This is a genomic window from Paenibacillus sp. XP01, assembly GCF_057364885.1.
Window position 1 is genome coordinate 6,055,289 of sequence record NZ_CP139481.1, and the last position, 15,066, is coordinate 6,070,354.

Annotated in this window: 14 protein-coding genes; 7 read left to right on the forward strand and 7 right to left on the reverse strand. The window is 52.1% G+C overall.

The window, feature by feature from the left end; genetic code table 11:
- Positions 1–43 precede the first annotated feature (43 nt).
- The 3 genes from SNR34_RS27340 to SNR34_RS27350 form a co-directional block, all read right to left on the reverse strand.
- Positions 44–493: a nuclear transport factor 2 family protein gene (locus SNR34_RS27340; protein WP_486180616.1), complete on the reverse strand. Its 450-nt coding sequence runs from the start codon at positions 491–493 to the stop codon at positions 44–46.
- A 221-nt stretch (positions 494–714) separates the two neighbouring features.
- Complete coding sequence (locus SNR34_RS27345) at positions 715–1,140, reverse strand: Rrf2 family transcriptional regulator (protein ID WP_236420447.1); 426 nt, start codon at positions 1,138–1,140, stop codon at positions 715–717.
- 106 nt (positions 1,141–1,246) lie between these two features.
- A complete protein-coding gene (locus SNR34_RS27350) occupies positions 1,247–2,083 on the reverse strand; it encodes an AraC family transcriptional regulator (RefSeq protein WP_339274748.1) in 837 nt (278 codons plus the stop codon).
- A 118-nt stretch (positions 2,084–2,201) separates the two neighbouring features.
- Between SNR34_RS27350 and SNR34_RS27355 the strand changes: the two genes are divergently transcribed.
- Both SNR34_RS27355 and SNR34_RS27360 read left to right on the forward strand, forming a co-directional pair.
- Positions 2,202–3,206: a Gfo/Idh/MocA family protein gene (locus tag SNR34_RS27355; RefSeq protein WP_236420445.1), complete on the forward strand. Its 1,005-nt coding sequence runs from the start codon at positions 2,202–2,204 to the stop codon at positions 3,204–3,206.
- Positions 3,207–3,222: 16 nt separating this feature from the next.
- On the forward strand, positions 3,223–4,170 hold the full coding sequence (locus tag SNR34_RS27360) for an aldo/keto reductase (RefSeq protein ID WP_236420444.1): 948 nt from the start codon (positions 3,223–3,225) through the stop codon (positions 4,168–4,170).
- A gap of 223 nt (positions 4,171–4,393) precedes the next feature.
- Here SNR34_RS27360 and SNR34_RS27365 read toward each other — a convergent pair whose 3' ends face one another.
- Both SNR34_RS27365 and SNR34_RS27370 read right to left on the reverse strand, forming a co-directional pair.
- Positions 4,394–5,413, reverse strand: a complete 1,020-nt coding sequence (locus tag SNR34_RS27365; protein ID WP_236420443.1) for a Gfo/Idh/MocA family protein — start codon at positions 5,411–5,413, stop codon at positions 4,394–4,396.
- Positions 5,414–5,441: 28 nt separating this feature from the next.
- The gene (locus tag SNR34_RS27370; RefSeq protein WP_236420442.1) at positions 5,442–6,218 is read right to left on the reverse strand and encodes a sugar phosphate isomerase/epimerase family protein; all 777 of its coding nucleotides are present in this window, start codon (positions 6,216–6,218) and stop codon (positions 5,442–5,444) included.
- 143 nt (positions 6,219–6,361) lie between these two features.
- Between SNR34_RS27370 and SNR34_RS27375 the strand changes: the two genes are divergently transcribed.
- The 5 genes from SNR34_RS27375 (at position 6,362) to SNR34_RS27395 (ending at position 12,673) form a co-directional block, all read left to right on the forward strand.
- Positions 6,362–7,165, forward strand: coding sequence for a helix-turn-helix transcriptional regulator (locus SNR34_RS27375; protein WP_236420441.1), 804 nt, complete (start codon positions 6,362–6,364; stop codon positions 7,163–7,165).
- An 87-nt stretch (positions 7,166–7,252) separates the two neighbouring features.
- Positions 7,253–7,951: a response regulator transcription factor gene (locus SNR34_RS27380; RefSeq protein ID WP_339274752.1), complete on the forward strand. Its 699-nt coding sequence runs from the start codon at positions 7,253–7,255 to the stop codon at positions 7,949–7,951.
- Between the two features lie 23 nt (positions 7,952–7,974).
- A complete protein-coding gene (locus tag SNR34_RS27385; protein WP_486180617.1) occupies positions 7,975–9,420 on the forward strand; it encodes a sensor histidine kinase in 1,446 nt (481 codons plus the stop codon).
- Positions 9,421–9,515: 95 nt separating this feature from the next.
- Positions 9,516–10,271 (forward strand): ABC transporter ATP-binding protein, encoded by a 756-nt coding sequence (locus SNR34_RS27390; RefSeq protein ID WP_486182518.1) that lies wholly within the window; start codon positions 9,516–9,518, stop codon positions 10,269–10,271.
- Between the two features lie 2 nt (positions 10,272–10,273).
- On the forward strand, positions 10,274–12,673 hold the full coding sequence (locus SNR34_RS27395; RefSeq protein ID WP_486180618.1) for an ABC transporter permease: 2,400 nt from the start codon (positions 10,274–10,276) through the stop codon (positions 12,671–12,673).
- Between the two features lie 80 nt (positions 12,674–12,753).
- Here SNR34_RS27395 and SNR34_RS27400 read toward each other — a convergent pair whose 3' ends face one another.
- The gene (locus SNR34_RS27400; protein ID WP_236420437.1) at positions 12,754–13,956 is read right to left on the reverse strand and encodes a Ger(x)C family spore germination protein; all 1,203 of its coding nucleotides are present in this window, start codon (positions 13,954–13,956) and stop codon (positions 12,754–12,756) included.
- Positions 13,953–15,053: a GerAB/ArcD/ProY family transporter gene (locus SNR34_RS27405; protein WP_236420436.1), complete on the reverse strand. Its 1,101-nt coding sequence runs from the start codon at positions 15,051–15,053 to the stop codon at positions 13,953–13,955. Before SNR34_RS27405 ends, SNR34_RS27400 begins: the two co-directional genes overlap by 4 nt.
- Positions 15,054–15,066 lie beyond the last annotated feature (13 nt).

Genomic DNA, 15,066 nt, shown 5'->3' on the forward strand with positions numbered 1-15,066 from the left:
TGTTTCACGCATGGGGTGTTTTTTTGCTTTGTCTTATTCAATCCTATTCGACCAGATCGAAACGAAGGCGTTTCAAGCTGGTGTACTTGATGACCCATTGTCCGTCGATGTTCACGTATGTTTCATGATAATGTCCGTATCCGTGAAACGATTTGTTCTCGTTTCCTTCAGGGAACGTCACCAGATCCTCCATAGGCGAGATGACTTTTGCCTCCGTGTCGGAGATGAATTCCACTTCCGCGCCGTGCACGTGATGCACGGTAACAGCCGGATCAACCAGATCCTTAAATACCTGCACGATCGTTTCGCGACCCGTCAACAACGGGATCGGATTGCCTTCCGTGCTGAAATCGGCCACGGCGTCCGGAGCGAACACTTCACCCAGTGAATCCCACTGCTTGGTATCAATCAGTCGGCAATAACGCGCCTTGGTGTTGCGTATATTTTCCAGTGCAAGCAGTTGTTCCAGTCCCGTGATGGTTGATTGGCTCATGTGTTGTCCCTCCAGCGATGTAAGATATTTGTTGGAATATGTATTTAAAATTGCCCTTCCTTATTGTACCACCCTGCTTGTCATGGGTACAATGTCGTATTCTCTTTCCTCCCTGTCAATCTGAGAAGCGTTGTCCACATTTCGTAAAGCACAAAAAATCCTTTCCTACAGAGGACGAAAAGGATTTTTCATTATTATGTCATATGCCGATTGTATTGGATTCAATGCATTGTCCCTTGGGAGCCCGCTTTCCAGTCTTTCATCTGAGAGGCGATTTCGGACATTTTGCGATTGCCCAAATAACTTTCCATCTGCTCTTCGGCGCGAACCATCACCTGCTGAATCAGACAATTCTCGTTATGGTCCTGAGAGCATTCGAACAGGGATGCCTGTCCTTCGATCGCTTGGATAATGTCGAGAAAGGACGGGTCCGGGTTCCTCCGGCTGAGGCGATACCCCCCGTTGGCCCCCGAGGTCGACTCGATCATGCCTGCTTTGACCAGCTTGGTCAAAATTTTGGACAAGTAGGTTGGCGATACCTTTTGCAGCTCTGCAAGCTGATGGACGCTGATCAATTCCTCCGGCTCCGTCGCCACGAGATGGAGGATCGTATGCAGGGCATAGTTCGTTGCTTTGGAATATTTCATGAGACCACCTCATTGTTACGGACTTTATGCATCCATAATAGTCCTGATCAAACATGCTGTCAAACGCCCCTGTTCCCTATCCAGGCTCCATAACCCGAAATAAAGACTAATTATGGTACAATCCCCGGTACTCCGTCGGTGTCATGCCTTCATGTGCCATGAATTGGCGATTGAAATAACTCGCATTCGGATAACCGGCCTCCTCGGCAATCTGTCCGATATTGGCGGTAGGTCGTTCCAACAACCACTGTTTCGCCATTTGCAGGCGGGACCGCGTGATGAATTCCATCGGCGTCATTTCAACGGCGCTTTTGAACAGCTTGCAAAAATAATACGTGCTCACGCCCGCCAGATCGGCCCAATCCTGCAGAAGGAACGGCTGGCAAGCCTCCTGCTGCATTCTTGGCAGCAGTGCAAGAATACGGCCTTCCGGATTGCCCGTACGCATGCTTTTAAGCGGTACCGCATGCTGGATGAATTCAGCCAGCACGGCATACGTCAACGTGGACAGCTGCGCCGGGCGCAGCATCCGGTTCTCCTCCGCCTCCGCGAGCAATGCCAAGTGTGCTTCCTCCCATGAATCCCGCTGCCGCAAGGTCCACAATCGGTTGCGATGCAAGCCCCTCTCGATCATGTAATCATGAAGCCGTTCGCCATAGAAATGCAGCCAGCGCACATCCCAAGGATCGTCCTCGCTGCTGTAGTAATGCTGGCGCTGCTGCGGAAAATAGAGCACTGCCTGGCCTGCCCTGAGCTCATGGACGACGCCGTCTTCCTCCACGTATCCTTTGCCGCTGGCCACATAGTGAATATTGAAGTTGCCCAGCGCTCCTATCTCGCGCAGAACGCTGTGCTGAGGATGTTCTGTGTAATGTCCCACCGACTCGGGATAACAGAAATACGGAATATCCTGCAGCGTCAGCAACACGGTTTGTCTCATCATGACGTTATCCCCCTAACCAACAATATCGTGTTAACAAATCTCAATATATTATCATTTTCATTCAATCATCTATTTCATATAATCACAATATACATTTATCCAAAGGAGGATACCCACGATGAATTCCAATCGCAAATTACGCTGGGGCATTCTTGGCGCCGCCAATATCGCCGTAGGCTCCGTCATTCCCGGCCTGCAGCAATCCGAATTGAATGAAGTCGCCGCCATTGCCAGCCGGGACGAAGAGAAAGCCAAGGAAACTGCCGATCGCCTCGGAATTCCGCAAGCCTATGGCAGCTACGAAGCGCTGCTGGCGGATGATTCCATCGATGCCGTATATATCCCGCTCCCCAACCATCTGCACCGGGAGTGGACGATTCGCGCCGCAGAAGCGGGCAAACATATTTTGTGCGAGAAACCATTGGCACTAAACGAACAGGAAGCAAGCGAAATGGTTCAAGCTTGCGAACAAGCCGGCGTACATTTGGCCGAAGCCTTCATGTATCGCCACCATCCGCGATACGATCAAATTCGCAGCATCATCGAAAGCGGCGAGATCGGTACGATCCGCGGCATTCACAGCACCTTTTCGTTCAACAATTCCGGTTCGTCCGGCAACGTTCGTTTCCGCAAAGAATGGGGTGGCGGCGCGTTGTATGACATCGGCTGTTATTCCATCAGCGCGGCACGGCTATTGCTGGGAAAAGAACCCACCGCGGTAACGGTCGTCGGCCTGTTCTCCCCGGAACATGATCACGTCGATATGATGGCTTCCGGTCTGATGGAATTTGGCGACAATGTCGGCGTAACGTTCGACAGCAGCATGTGGGCCGCCTTCCGCAATACGCTTGAAGTGCTCGGTTCGGACGGGATCATTGAAGTACCATCCGCTTATATCAGCCGTCTGGACAACACCTCCAATTTTTACGTCACGAAAGACGGTGAACGCACGGAAATCGAGGTGCCGAAGGTCAACCATTATTCCCTGCAAGGGGACGACATGGCAAGGGCCGTGCTGCAAGGCAAGCGGCTGCGTTTTGCGCCGTCGGATGCCGTAGCCAACATGAGAGTGCTCGATGCCTGTCTTCGCTCGGCAGAGCAGCGTCAACGAATCACACTTTAAGGAGGACTGAACGCTCATGGAATACATTAACATTGCAGGTACGGATAAACGCATCTCCAGGTTGATCAAAGGTTCCGATTATTTTGTTCACGATGCCTACGAAAAGGCTTCTGCCAACATGGATGCCTTTCTCGCGATCGGCGGAAATACCGTGGATACGGCTCATATCTACTGCGGCGGACAGAGCGAAGAAGTACTGGGCCGCTACATGCAGGATAAGGGAAACCGCGACCAAATTGTTATCCTCACCAAAGGAGCCCATCACGACAGCCAAGGCCCTCGCGTAAATGCCGAGGCGATCCGCAGCGATCTGCTGACAAGCCTGGAGAGGCTCCAGACGGATCACGTCGAGTTGTATGCCCTGCACAGAGACGACCCAAACATGCCGGTCGGCGTCATTCTGGAAGCGCTTAACGAGCATGTGGAAAGCGGAAAAATCGGTGCCATCGGCGCTTCCAACTGGACGTGGCAGCGGCTTGAGGAAGCGAATGAATATGCCGCCTCCCATGGATTGAAGGGCTTCACCTTCAGCAGTCCCAACCTGAGCCTCGCCAAAGCCAATGAACCATTCTGGGCCGGCTGCGTATCGGCAGACGCCGAAACGCTGGCGTGGCATGAGCGGACGCAGCTTCCGCTGCTCTCCTGGTCTTCGCAAGCACGGGGATTCTTTACAGGCCGCTTCACGCCCGAAGTCCGCGACAATGCCGACCTCGTGCGCGTATTCTACAGCGACGGGAACTGGGAAAGGCTGCGCCGTGCCGGAGAATTGGCCGAGACAAAGCATACGACGGCGATTCAGATTGCGCTGGCTTATGTATTGAACCAGTCCTTCCCGACCTGTGCGCTGATCGGTGCGCAGAATCGCGAAGAGCTGCTGTCCTGCGATGAAGGCTCCCGCTTGACCCTGTCAGCGGATGAAATCGCCTGGCTTGATCTTGCGAGCGATGTCAAACCTGGCGTTTAATCCGGTTCTGGAAGGGCGAAGCAATCCATATCGACCGTATCAACCGCCATATTACCACGGTCTACCATGCTTTCAAGCAGGTGGGCCTTCTTCCTTTTCAGCCGTTTACCCACATCCCTGTATAAGCGTCTTTAGTGAGAAAGAACATAAAGAGGGCACCAGCCAGAGAAACGCTGGAGGTACCCTCAAGAGAACATATATAAGCGATCTGGATAATTCCGTCTTACAGCTTAACGATTTGGCCTGTTTTCTCGGATTCGAATGCGGCCAGAATGACCTTCAGCGAAGCCAGTCCTTCTTCTCCGGAGATCGAAGGCGGTGTTTGCGTAACGATCGATTCCACGAAAGCGTCGATGACGCCGCTCGGTACTTGCTTCTCGTTCGTCGCCATGGCACCGACTTTGTACGTTTCTACCGTACCGTTCGTCAATTCAACGATAACTTCGTCGCCGTCCACCGTACCGATCTTCATCACGCCGTTCTCGCACCACAGCACGGTGCTGTTGTCGCCGGCTCTGTATTGAGTCCAGCTGGCTACCAGCGTGCCGATGGCACCGCTCTTCATACGTACGATGCATGTAGCGTTGTCGTCGACTTTGGTATCCTTTTTGTCCAACGTGCTGATGAATCCAGCCACTTCAGCGACTTCATCACCCAGCAAATAACGGATGAAATCCGATTTGTGCACGCCCAGGTCGCCCATGGCGCCCATAATGGCTTCTTCTTGACGGAAGAACCAGCTGCCTGCACCGTCCACGCTCCATGCTTCCGGTCCGGGGTGACCAAACGACGTACGGAAGTTCAGCACTCTGCCCAGCTTGCCGGAATCCAAAATTTCTTTGGCTTTCACGTGAGGAGGCATGAGGCGCTGGTTGTGTCCAACCATCAGGTACACGTTGTTTTTCTTTGCTGCCGCGATCATTTGCTCCGCCTCTTCGGCTGTGCTGGCCATCGGCTTTTCAACCAATACGTGTTTGCCGGCGTTCGCGGCGGCAATCGTCATCGGGGCGTGCAGGTAGTTCGGCGTGCATACGCTCACTGCATCCACGTTTTCTTTGGCAAGCAATTCTTCGTAACTGGAATAGGCCGTTCCACCATACGTTTTGGCCATTTCTTCCGCACGCTCCACGATCGGATCGGCAAAAGCGACAAGCTCCACGTTTTCGTTGGCAGCATACTCCGGAATGTGTCTGCGTTGGGCGATCGCGCCGCAACCAAATACGGCAACCTTGATTTTGCTCATATGTTTGAAGTCTCCTTTTGGCAATGGATTAGAATTGGTTCAAATAGTTTTGCTTCAGCCAGTTGTAGCTGTTGGTCACGCTTTCAAGAGGTGGATTCTGACATACGTCCTGTTCCACGATCAGCCACTCCACGCCTGCATTCGTAGACGCTTCGATAACTCCCTTCAGGTCGACAACGCCTTGTCCAAGCTCGAGCGTTTTCATCTGGCCTTGTTCGTCTTTGCTGAAGTCCTTCAGGTGAAGCAGCGGCAGACGGCCCGCATATTTCTGAATATACTCGATCGGATTTTGTCCCGCAAACTGTACCCAGCATACGTCCATTTCCACTTGTACGGCCTCTGGCGCAGTCTCGGCGAACATCGCGTCGAATGCGTTTTCGCTGCCGACCTGGCCGTGGAATTCGAAGTCATGGTTATGATATCCGAAGATCAGTCCCTGTTTGGCTGCTTCCGCACCATATTGCTGCAGTTCGGCAAACAGTTTGCTCCAGCCTTCCGCCGTCTCCGGGCGATCTTCAGGCATCAGGTAAGGGCAGATCATATATTTTGCGCCAATCGTTTTGAGGTAGTCGATTTCTTTTTGCAAATTTTCGCGCATGGCATGCAGCGATACGTGGCTGCTGAACCCTTTCAAGCCAAGCTCATCGAGAAGCGCTTTCATTTCCTCTGCCGGAATGTCTCCGTAACCGGCGAATTCAACGCCTTCATAGCCCAATTCGGCTACTTTGCGCAGGGTTCCAGGGAAATCTGCCGCTGTCTCGTTGCGGAGCGTAAACAATTGCAAACCGATGTTAAGTTTTTTCATGAACTGTACACCTCTGCTATTCAATTTGTTGGGATTGCTCTATCTGGTACCATCCTACCTCAAAACAGGCTAGAATGAACATATACAATATCGTCAAACCATGAACTATCTGGTCATTTTTTAAAGCGAAAGGTTGGATTATTTTGGAGACGGCCGTATTGATCTGCGATTACTCCTATCATTATAAAGCGTTTAACCATAATATGAGGGGCGGCTTGCAGTCCTACCTGTTCCGTTTACAAACAGAAGGTTCTTGCAAGGTATACGCCCGGAATGAGGAGTTCGTATTGTCGGGAGGGGATCTCCTGCTGCTCAAACCCGGGGACGACTATCATTTGGTCGTGGAAGATCCTCACAAAGAAGGGCGGTTGTCGAGCGGCGATTATTATCTGTTCTGCGAAGGCGCCTGGATCGACGAATGGTGGAAAAGGCTCAAACGCCCGCCGGTCAACCGAATCGGGTTGGATGACAAACTGATTGGCCTGTGGCGCAACATGCTGCTGGAGAAACGCCGCGGCCCGCTGGAGGAGGATGCAGAGTTGAAAGATGCCCTGCTCCGGGGATTGTGCCTGTACATTGACCGGGCGATCAAGGAGAACCTGCAAACCGATCGTAAAATTTCCGCCACGCTCAAGCTGAAGCGGTACATCGAAGAGCATGCCACCATTACGTTCAAGCTCGAAGAGGCCGCCCGTTACGCGGGGCTAAGCTTGTCGCGCGCCGTGCGGCTGTTCAAGGAGCAATACGGCAAAACGATGATCCAGTATGCGATCGAAATCCGGCTGAACGCCGCGCTGGAACGCATCAAATACAGCGAAATGACGCTGGAGCATATCGCCGAAACATGCGGCTTCGCGAGTTACTCCTATTTTCACCGGGTATTTCGTGCACACTTCGGCATCTCCCCGGCGGAATACAGGGAAACGGAACAGGCCTCCCTTCCTTAACAACAAACGGGCAACAATTTCTCTATGACTCTCTTCGCATTCCCATGTATAGTAATATTAGATTTTCCATGAATTGGAGCGAAAACCATGCATGATGCACGAAAAGTGTTAATGATCGAAGACGAGCAGGATATCGCCCGCATTGTAAGGGACTATCTGAACAAAAACCGATATGAGACCGCCATCGCAGGCACGGCGGAAGAAGGGCTGCAGATGATGGAGCTGCTGCAGCCGGATTACATCATTTTGGATATCATGCTTCCCGACCGGGATGGCATCGAGGTATGCCGTGAAATCCGGCGCAGGAACAATATCCCCATTTTGATGCTCAGCGCGCGTGGGAGCGATACGGACAAAGTGCTCGGCCTTGGATTTGGCGCGGATGATTATATGACCAAACCGTTCTCGCTAAGCGAGCTGCTGGCCCGGATCAATGCCCATTTCCGCCGCTATGACCGCCTAATAGCCGAACGAACGGAAGGGCATGTGCTTCGGTTCGGCGACTTAACGATCGACAAAAAAGCGTACCAGGTCACGCGGAACGGCTTGGAGATTCCTCTTTCCGCGAAGGAATTCGAAGTGCTTCATGTTTTGGCAAGCCATAAAAACCAGGTCTTTTCCAAAGCCCAAATTCTCGATGCCGTTTGGGGATATGCCTCCTATGGCGACGAGAATACAGTTACGGTGTACATCCGAAGATTAAGGGAAAAAATCGAAACAGACCCCTCTCACCCCCAACTGCTGAAAACCGTCTGGGGTGTAGGCTATAAATTCAACGTGGATTAAACCCCGGATTGGAGTCAAAGCACATGTCTCTGAACGCCTGGTCCAAACGATGGCTCATCGGCGCATTGCTTACTTTATTGCTGCTCGCCGCATGCAGCCTGCCGTTGGCGCTAAAAACGAATTCGCTCAACGAAGCAGGCGGGACGGAACCGTACGTCAAGCAGCTTCGATTGATTGCCAATCCACTGCTGCTTGAATTGGAAAACCGACAGCACCAGCTTAAAAATCCGGCCTTCCGGGAGAAGCTTCGTTCCTTGGCCCGCGAAATCGGGATAACGTTGACCTATGCTGCACTGGATGGCGAAATCCTGCTGGATTCGAATCCCTCTGCGGAAGGCAAACATCTCAATCTGCGAACGCTGCTGTACGGAGAAGGTGATGATTTTCCCCTCCTGCCAACGAACGAAGGAAATTCGTTTACCGTTGCGTTTCCCGTAATGGACGATCCCTCCGGGATCCGTCAGGTCGGCCATGCCGTAATTTCCGTCCCTGTATCGTTGCTTTCTTCCGCCCATTCCGCACCGATTCCTTATACGTTCATGCTCAGCGGCGTATTCATCCTCTTGCTGGCCATGATGCTGATCATCATGAGAATAAAGGTAAAGAAACGCCTGATTTCCCCCATCAGGGAACTGCGGCAGCACGCAGAGTCGATCCTGAAAGGGAACTATGCCGAGCAAGTCCGGTATTCTCGCCCGGATGAAATCGGTGATTTATATGCCATGTTTGACCTGATGCGCACGGAAATTGAACACCTGCACCACCGGCGCAACCGGCAAGAACAAGCGCAAAAAGAACTGATCACGAATATATCCCACGACCTTCGCACGCCCATTACAACCTTGAAAACATATATCGAGGCCATTATGGACGGCATAAGCCCCGATCACGACACGCTTATGGAATACATGCAAGTCATGCGTACAAATGCGGATAAAACGGCAAGTCTCGTCGAAGATTTGCTTCTGCATGCCCTTCAGGAGCTCGGCCACATTTCCGTGGAAAAACGCGAGACTTACAGCCGTCCGGTCTTTGAAGCCATGCTCGCCCCCATCGGGCATATGGTGCATTTGAAAGGCCTTCACTACGAGGGGCCTGCCCGCATTCCCAACGTGCTGATCCGCATGGACCCGACAAGGATGGAGCAGGTCATCTCCAATCTCGTTGCAAACGCGCTTAAACACACGGAAACCGGAGACACTCTGCGGATCAGTACAGAGCTCGAATCGGGGCGTTTCATAATAGCGATCGAAGATACCGGCAAAGGCATTCGTCCCCAAGACATGCCGTTTGTGTTTGAACGTTACTTCAAGGGGCAAGCATCGCCGGCAGCCGGTCACGTTCATGAAGGTACGGGACTGGGATTGTCTATATGCAAAAACATTATCGAGGCGCATGACGGGCACATCTCTTTCTCCAGCCAAGAGGGCAAAGGCACCCGCTTTCGGATCGACCTGCCCATCGTGTAATACTTTATTCATATTTCGATAAGTCTTTCTCAATATCCCCTGCCTACAATGAAGGCATAACTTACGAACCGGGAGTGATCGGCTTGTCCAAAGAAATGAAAGTTCCCCTCATCCGGGCACGCAATCTCTGCAGAACCTACAGCACCGGGACGGAACAATTCCATGCGATCCGAAACATCGATCTCGATATTTATGAAGGGGATTTTACCGTCATTATGGGCAACTCCGGCTCCGGCAAATCCACGCTGCTGTATCTGCTCAGCGGCCTTGACCGCGTGACGGCGGGAGAAGTCCATTTCCGCGACGAACAGATCGACAGGTATTCCGAGCGCAAAATGTCCGAGTTTCGTGCCCGCAGGATCGGCTACATTTATCAAAGCAGCAATCTCGTCCCGGACCTGCCTATTCGGGAAAACATTTCGCTGCCCGGTTATATCGCGGGCCGAAAAAAAAGCGAAGTCCGCGCCAAGGCCGATCAACTTATGGATCGCATGGATATCGCCGGCCAGCGCAACCGTCTCCCTTCCGAAACGTCGGGTGGGCAGCAGCAAAGGGCAGCCATCGCCCGGGCGCTGATCAATTCGCCGGACGTCGTTTTTGCCGACGAACCGACGGGCAGCCTGAATTTCGAGCATGGTCAGGCCGTACTGGACATTCTGACGGAAATAAACCAGGCAGGTCAATCCGTCGTGATGGTTACGCATGACATGAAGGCGGCATGCAGGGCGGACCGGCTCATTTTCATCCAGGACGGCAAGGTCGGCGGCATCCTCGAATTCGACAAATATGACGGAACGCGCCTTCCGGAGCGCGAATCCATCATTTTTGCTTTTGTATCGGGGAGGGAATAGACATGCTGGCCGTGCTGAAACTGAGTTTCTCCCGTCTGCGCAAAAGCAAGCTTCAAAATGTTTTCATTGCCCTGCTCATCCTGCTCTCAACCCTGCTTGTATCCACGGCTTTCATCGTATTGGCCAACACGGGCAACCAGTTCGAAGAAATGCATGCCCGCACCAACGGCTCGCATCAGGTGCTGACCTTTGAAAAAGGCTTGAACGATCCCCAGGCCGACCACGACTGGTGGACCTCCCAAAAAGGCGTCGACGTCTCTCCACTGCTCAGATATCGGACGTTGTCGGGAATCACCTTCCATGGTGAGCAATTCCCCAACATATACCTATATATGATCGATACGCCGGAGCAGCCTTGGGCCGTTGATAAACCCGTTTTTGCGGATGGTACACCCTCTGATGTCCCTGCGCGGGGCACGATCTGGATTCCAACCTCCATGTCGAACGCATACGACATATCCTTAGGCGATACTGTCAGCTTTAACGCAGACGCAGCAACCATCGATTTGGTCGTCAGCGGCATTCGGATTGACGTGCCTTATGGCGCCCCGTTCACCAATACTGCCCGGATCTGGATGAACGAAGCGGATTACCGCAACGTATTCTCCGGAAGCGGCAAAGATTATTCCATGATAGGCCTCCATTTCGATGACTACGAGACGAGTCCAAGGTACTGGGATCGCTATGCCGACGAAAACGGAATCCCCTTCCTCGAAACGAAGATGGAATTCGAGAGCATCGCTTCCTTTTATCTGATCATCCATCAAATCGTCGGTTTTATCATGATTTTTCTAGGCATTGTCATGTTGATTATTGCATTGATGACCATCGGGTTCACGATTTCGGATTCGATTCTGGCGAACTATAGAACGATCGGAATTTTGAAGTCCCTCGGCTTCACATCCCTTTCGACCATCGGCACTTATGCGATTCAATACGCCCTGCTCGCTTTCGCTGCCATCCTTCCCGGAACTGCGCTGAGCCTCATCATGTCCAGGTTCATCATCGGCATTTCCACGTCATCCCTTCTTGCAGGCAATGAAGATTTGGCGATTCGGGGAACAGGCTTGGTACTGATGTTGGCCGTGCTGCTTTTCCTGCTTGTCATCCTGTTCGTCATCGTATATGCCTCAAAAGCAGGCCGCATCCAGCCTGTACAGGCCATCCGGTACGGCATGTCGGAAACGGACCATGCCCGCGCAGCGCGAAGAATGAATTTATCGCTGACGCGCTGGATGAGTTTTGCCACGATACCTGTTGGCGCTGCGGTCGGCATGCGAAACATCATGAAATACGGAAAAAGTTCACTTCTATTGCTGCTGCTTACCACCATGGCCTCCTCCGTGCTGGTCTTCGGGTATGGGTTAATGACAAGCATCACTGAGATTCATCAAACTGCCGCCAAGTGGGGTTATGATCAGGCGGATATTGCGGCAGTCATCGTGGACAAAGGCGCCTTTCCGCGCGCCGAAATGGAACGGGCCTTGGAAGAGGAAGCACAGATCGAGAACGTGGCGTGGCAAGGGAATGTCACTGGAATTACGGTACCCGAAACGAATCATGCCAATCAGCACGATTCGGTTAGCCTGGCGCTCAGCGTGCTGGACGGAAACTATCGGGAGCTTGGATTCGAAACGCTGCACGGCAATGACCCTGTGCGGAAAAATGAGATTTCGATCGGCGTAGGGGTTAGCCGCATGTTAAACAAAGATGTAGGGGACCTCATCGAGCTGTATATCGAAGGCCAAAAACGTACGTTCATCATCACTGGCACGTATCAGGCCATTGCCAACATGTCCATATCCGGGCGCATCACGGCCGAGGCCATGCGAACCGTCGATCCGGATTACAGCGATGCCGACGTCGCGTTCATTCAAGTCCGAGACAAAACGGATGCCGCTGCGGTCGCCAAACGGTTGAATGAGCCATTCCAGGGATCGGCCTCGGTCGTCACCCAGAAAGTACTACTTGATTCTGTATATACCGAGGCCGCCAACGTGCTGATCTATCCGATGAGCCTGATCGGAATGCTGTTCCTTGCCGTTACGTTCATCATCATTTTCAGCACTTGCCGAATCAACATTCGCAAAGAATCGCGGACGTATGGCATCTACAAATCCTTGGGCATGACGTCGCGTCAGCTCCGCCTGTCGATTGCCGCTGCTACCGCGGGCCTGGCGTTGATCGGTTCCCTTTTCGGAATCGCGGTAGGCGTATATTTGCTGCCGTTTCTGCTTGAAACGGTCCTCTCAGGATACGGCATTGTCGATCTGCCCCTTATTTTGAACGGATCCGGCATCCTGATGTTTTCCAGCTTGAGCATACCGGCTGCCGCGCTTGGATCGTGGGCATCTTCACGAGTGATCAGGGAAGCCTCTCCACGGGATCTGGTCGTTGAATGAACAGTTATACGCAAATGAAAGCAGGCTGTCCTTCTTATCTGGAAGATCAGCCTGCTTTCATGCCTTCATGCGTTCATTCGTTATTGCGTCGACGATCCCGGGTTGGTGATGTTTACTTTCACGTCATACGTAATGGGCACTGTGCTGAAAACTTCGTCCCAATCCTTTTTTACCTTTTTCCAAACCTTTGGATAATGAATGCGCAGGCTCTCCCCGAAATCGCCTACATCCACTTTATGGGTATGCTGCATCTTGTACAGGACCTGTTTGATCTGCTGTTCGGCCAATTCGGCAAAGTCCTTTTCCAGTTCCTTCAGGTAAGCGCCCTTTTCTTCCTTCTCGGGCGCGGTCCAGTCTTCCATCATCCATCCTTCCGATTTCACGTCCACATGAAACGAAATTTCGTTGCCGCGGACATGCGGAATGACCTTCGTTTTTTTCTTTTTCATCTCGTAAACGATGGTAAAGCCGTTCTTTCTATAGCTTTTCAACACTCCCCCGCCGGATCTGTCCGTGATCCATGCTAACCCTTCCAGGTCGGTTTGGCTAAGCTCTCCGATGAATTTGGTCGTTTTGCCATCGATAATGCTCGCCCCCGAAAACTTGTCCTCTCCATCGTAGGAAAGCACGTTCTGCAGCAGAAAGCTGGAACCGGCCTGCATTTTGGCATCCACCATGGCGAGCGTCACCGGTTCCATAATTTTCGTCGTCATATAGGCATTGCGGGTTGTGTTGGTCAGGTAGAATGCAGGGATGCGGGTAGGATCTTGGGAAGTCAACACTTCCCTGGCGCTGCGATGGCTGATGATGACCAGCGTGTTAGGCCGAATGTCATTATCCCGCAGCACGAAATCAAGCAGTTGGTCCATCCTGTATTTTTTCAAAACGTCTTTGGATATGACGATGACCTTCAAATGATGCCCGATTAACGGACGATCCCGCCGAAGGGCAAATTGGCGAAAGATTTGCAGCAGCGAATCCCCGCTGAGCTGTTCGTTGGAATACGATGTTTTTCCGGACGAAGGAGAGCCCGATCCTCCGCCCTGTTGTTGTTTGGAAAATCCCGGCGCAATTTGGACCGTCGCTGTCACGTTATTTTCCTTCGAGTAGTTGCCCCCTTGGGAAGCGATGTTTTTTTCGAATGCCGTCTCCTCGCCGACGTCGAGGCCGAGGCCCACGTAAACGCTCAATTCCTCGATCTCCCTGCTGCTCCAGCAACCCGATATAATCAGCAGTGCAGCAAGTGCAGCCATAATGCGCAACAAGGAACGCACTTGATTCATGCCTGTTTTCCTCCTTTCTTGCGAATCATGCTGAGAAGCAAAAGAAGCAGCGGCAGAACGGCAAACAGGGCTATCGAGATCGTTCCCAGCATGTCGCCTAAAGCAAAGGTTTCATCCAAATTTTTCGGCATCAGCGCAGCGATATAAATGACGGGAAGCAGCAGGTACATGATGAAATGGGTCTTCTTGGACCGAAACAACTCGCGAATGCCGATCGAAGCACAATAATGCGTAATGGTACACGTGGAGAACATTTGCATAATCCAGAGAACCAAAAGCAGGGATTCAAAACGTTCGAAAACAAGTCCCTTGATTTCGAAGCTTCGGACCAAATCCAGAGTCGGCCACGTTCGGGTCTGGATGCCATCCAGCGAAAGACTGCCTACAACCATAACCACCGTAATCAAATAAATGATGGTGGAAATGCTGACTCCCCAAGCAACCGCCCTATTGCTCGTTTTTGGATTTTTCATGTACGCGGTCAGAATAAACATCGCTTCATACCCTGTAAATGACAGGAGCGAGGGCTGTAATCCCTTGAAGACCGGCATGATTCCTTCGCCAAGCACAGGACGCAGATTGCTGATTTCAAACAACTGCATCCCCAGCAAAATTTGCACGACGAAAATCACCAACGTCAGGGGCAAAATGATCTCGAGCACCCGAATGATGACCTGGAGTCCTCCCGTGATCAGATAAATACCGATCCACATAAATACCATGACCATGGCCCAGGTAGGGGTCCTTTCCAACAAATACATGCCCGTCACATCCGCCATGATGCGAATTTCGAACGCGGAGATCACGATAAAGTAAACAATCATCGCGAATCCCAAGATGAAGGCAATCCATGTGCCGGTTATTTCTCCCATGAATTCGAAGACCGTCTTTCCCGGAAATCTCTTGCACAAGGTGACCAGAATGAGACCGACGCCCGTGATGACCAGGCCGGACAACAGGATCGAAATCCATACGTCGGGTGTCCCGACTGCTTTGCTCGTCGTGCGGGGCAGTGTCAATATGCCCGCACCAAGCATGTAGTTTACGATGACCACGACAGCCTGAGCCGTACTAATCTTTTGCTGGGAGCCTTCCATTCTGTCTCACCTC

Bases quoted from the DNA above. Each gene is read 5' to 3' on its own strand.
- SNR34_RS27340 (WP_486180616.1), bottom strand. From the start codon at position 493: ATGAGCCAATCAACCATCACGGGACTGGAACAACTGCTTGCACTGGAA.
- SNR34_RS27345 (WP_236420447.1), bottom strand. From the start codon at position 1,140: ATGAAATATTCCAAAGCAACGAACTATGCCCTGCATACGATCCTCCAT.
- SNR34_RS27350 (WP_339274748.1), bottom strand. From the start codon at position 2,083: ATGATGAGACAAACCGTGTTGCTGACGCTGCAGGATATTCCGTATTTC.
- SNR34_RS27355 (WP_236420445.1), top strand. From the start codon at position 2,202: ATGAATTCCAATCGCAAATTACGCTGGGGCATTCTTGGCGCCGCCAAT.
- SNR34_RS27360 (WP_236420444.1), top strand. From the start codon at position 3,223: ATGGAATACATTAACATTGCAGGTACGGATAAACGCATCTCCAGGTTG.
- SNR34_RS27365 (WP_236420443.1), bottom strand. From the start codon at position 5,413: ATGAGCAAAATCAAGGTTGCCGTATTTGGTTGCGGCGCGATCGCCCAA.
- SNR34_RS27370 (WP_236420442.1), bottom strand. From the start codon at position 6,218: ATGAAAAAACTTAACATCGGTTTGCAATTGTTTACGCTCCGCAACGAG.
- SNR34_RS27380 (WP_339274752.1), top strand. From the start codon at position 7,253: ATGCATGATGCACGAAAAGTGTTAATGATCGAAGACGAGCAGGATATC.
- SNR34_RS27385 (WP_486180617.1), top strand. From the start codon at position 7,975: ATGTCTCTGAACGCCTGGTCCAAACGATGGCTCATCGGCGCATTGCTT.
- SNR34_RS27390 (WP_486182518.1), top strand. From the start codon at position 9,516: ATGAAAGTTCCCCTCATCCGGGCACGCAATCTCTGCAGAACCTACAGC.
- SNR34_RS27395 (WP_486180618.1), top strand. From the start codon at position 10,274: ATGCTGGCCGTGCTGAAACTGAGTTTCTCCCGTCTGCGCAAAAGCAAG.
- SNR34_RS27400 (WP_236420437.1), bottom strand. From the start codon at position 13,956: ATGAATCAAGTGCGTTCCTTGTTGCGCATTATGGCTGCACTTGCTGCA.
- SNR34_RS27405 (WP_236420436.1), bottom strand. From the start codon at position 15,053: ATGGAAGGCTCCCAGCAAAAGATTAGTACGGCTCAGGCTGTCGTGGTC.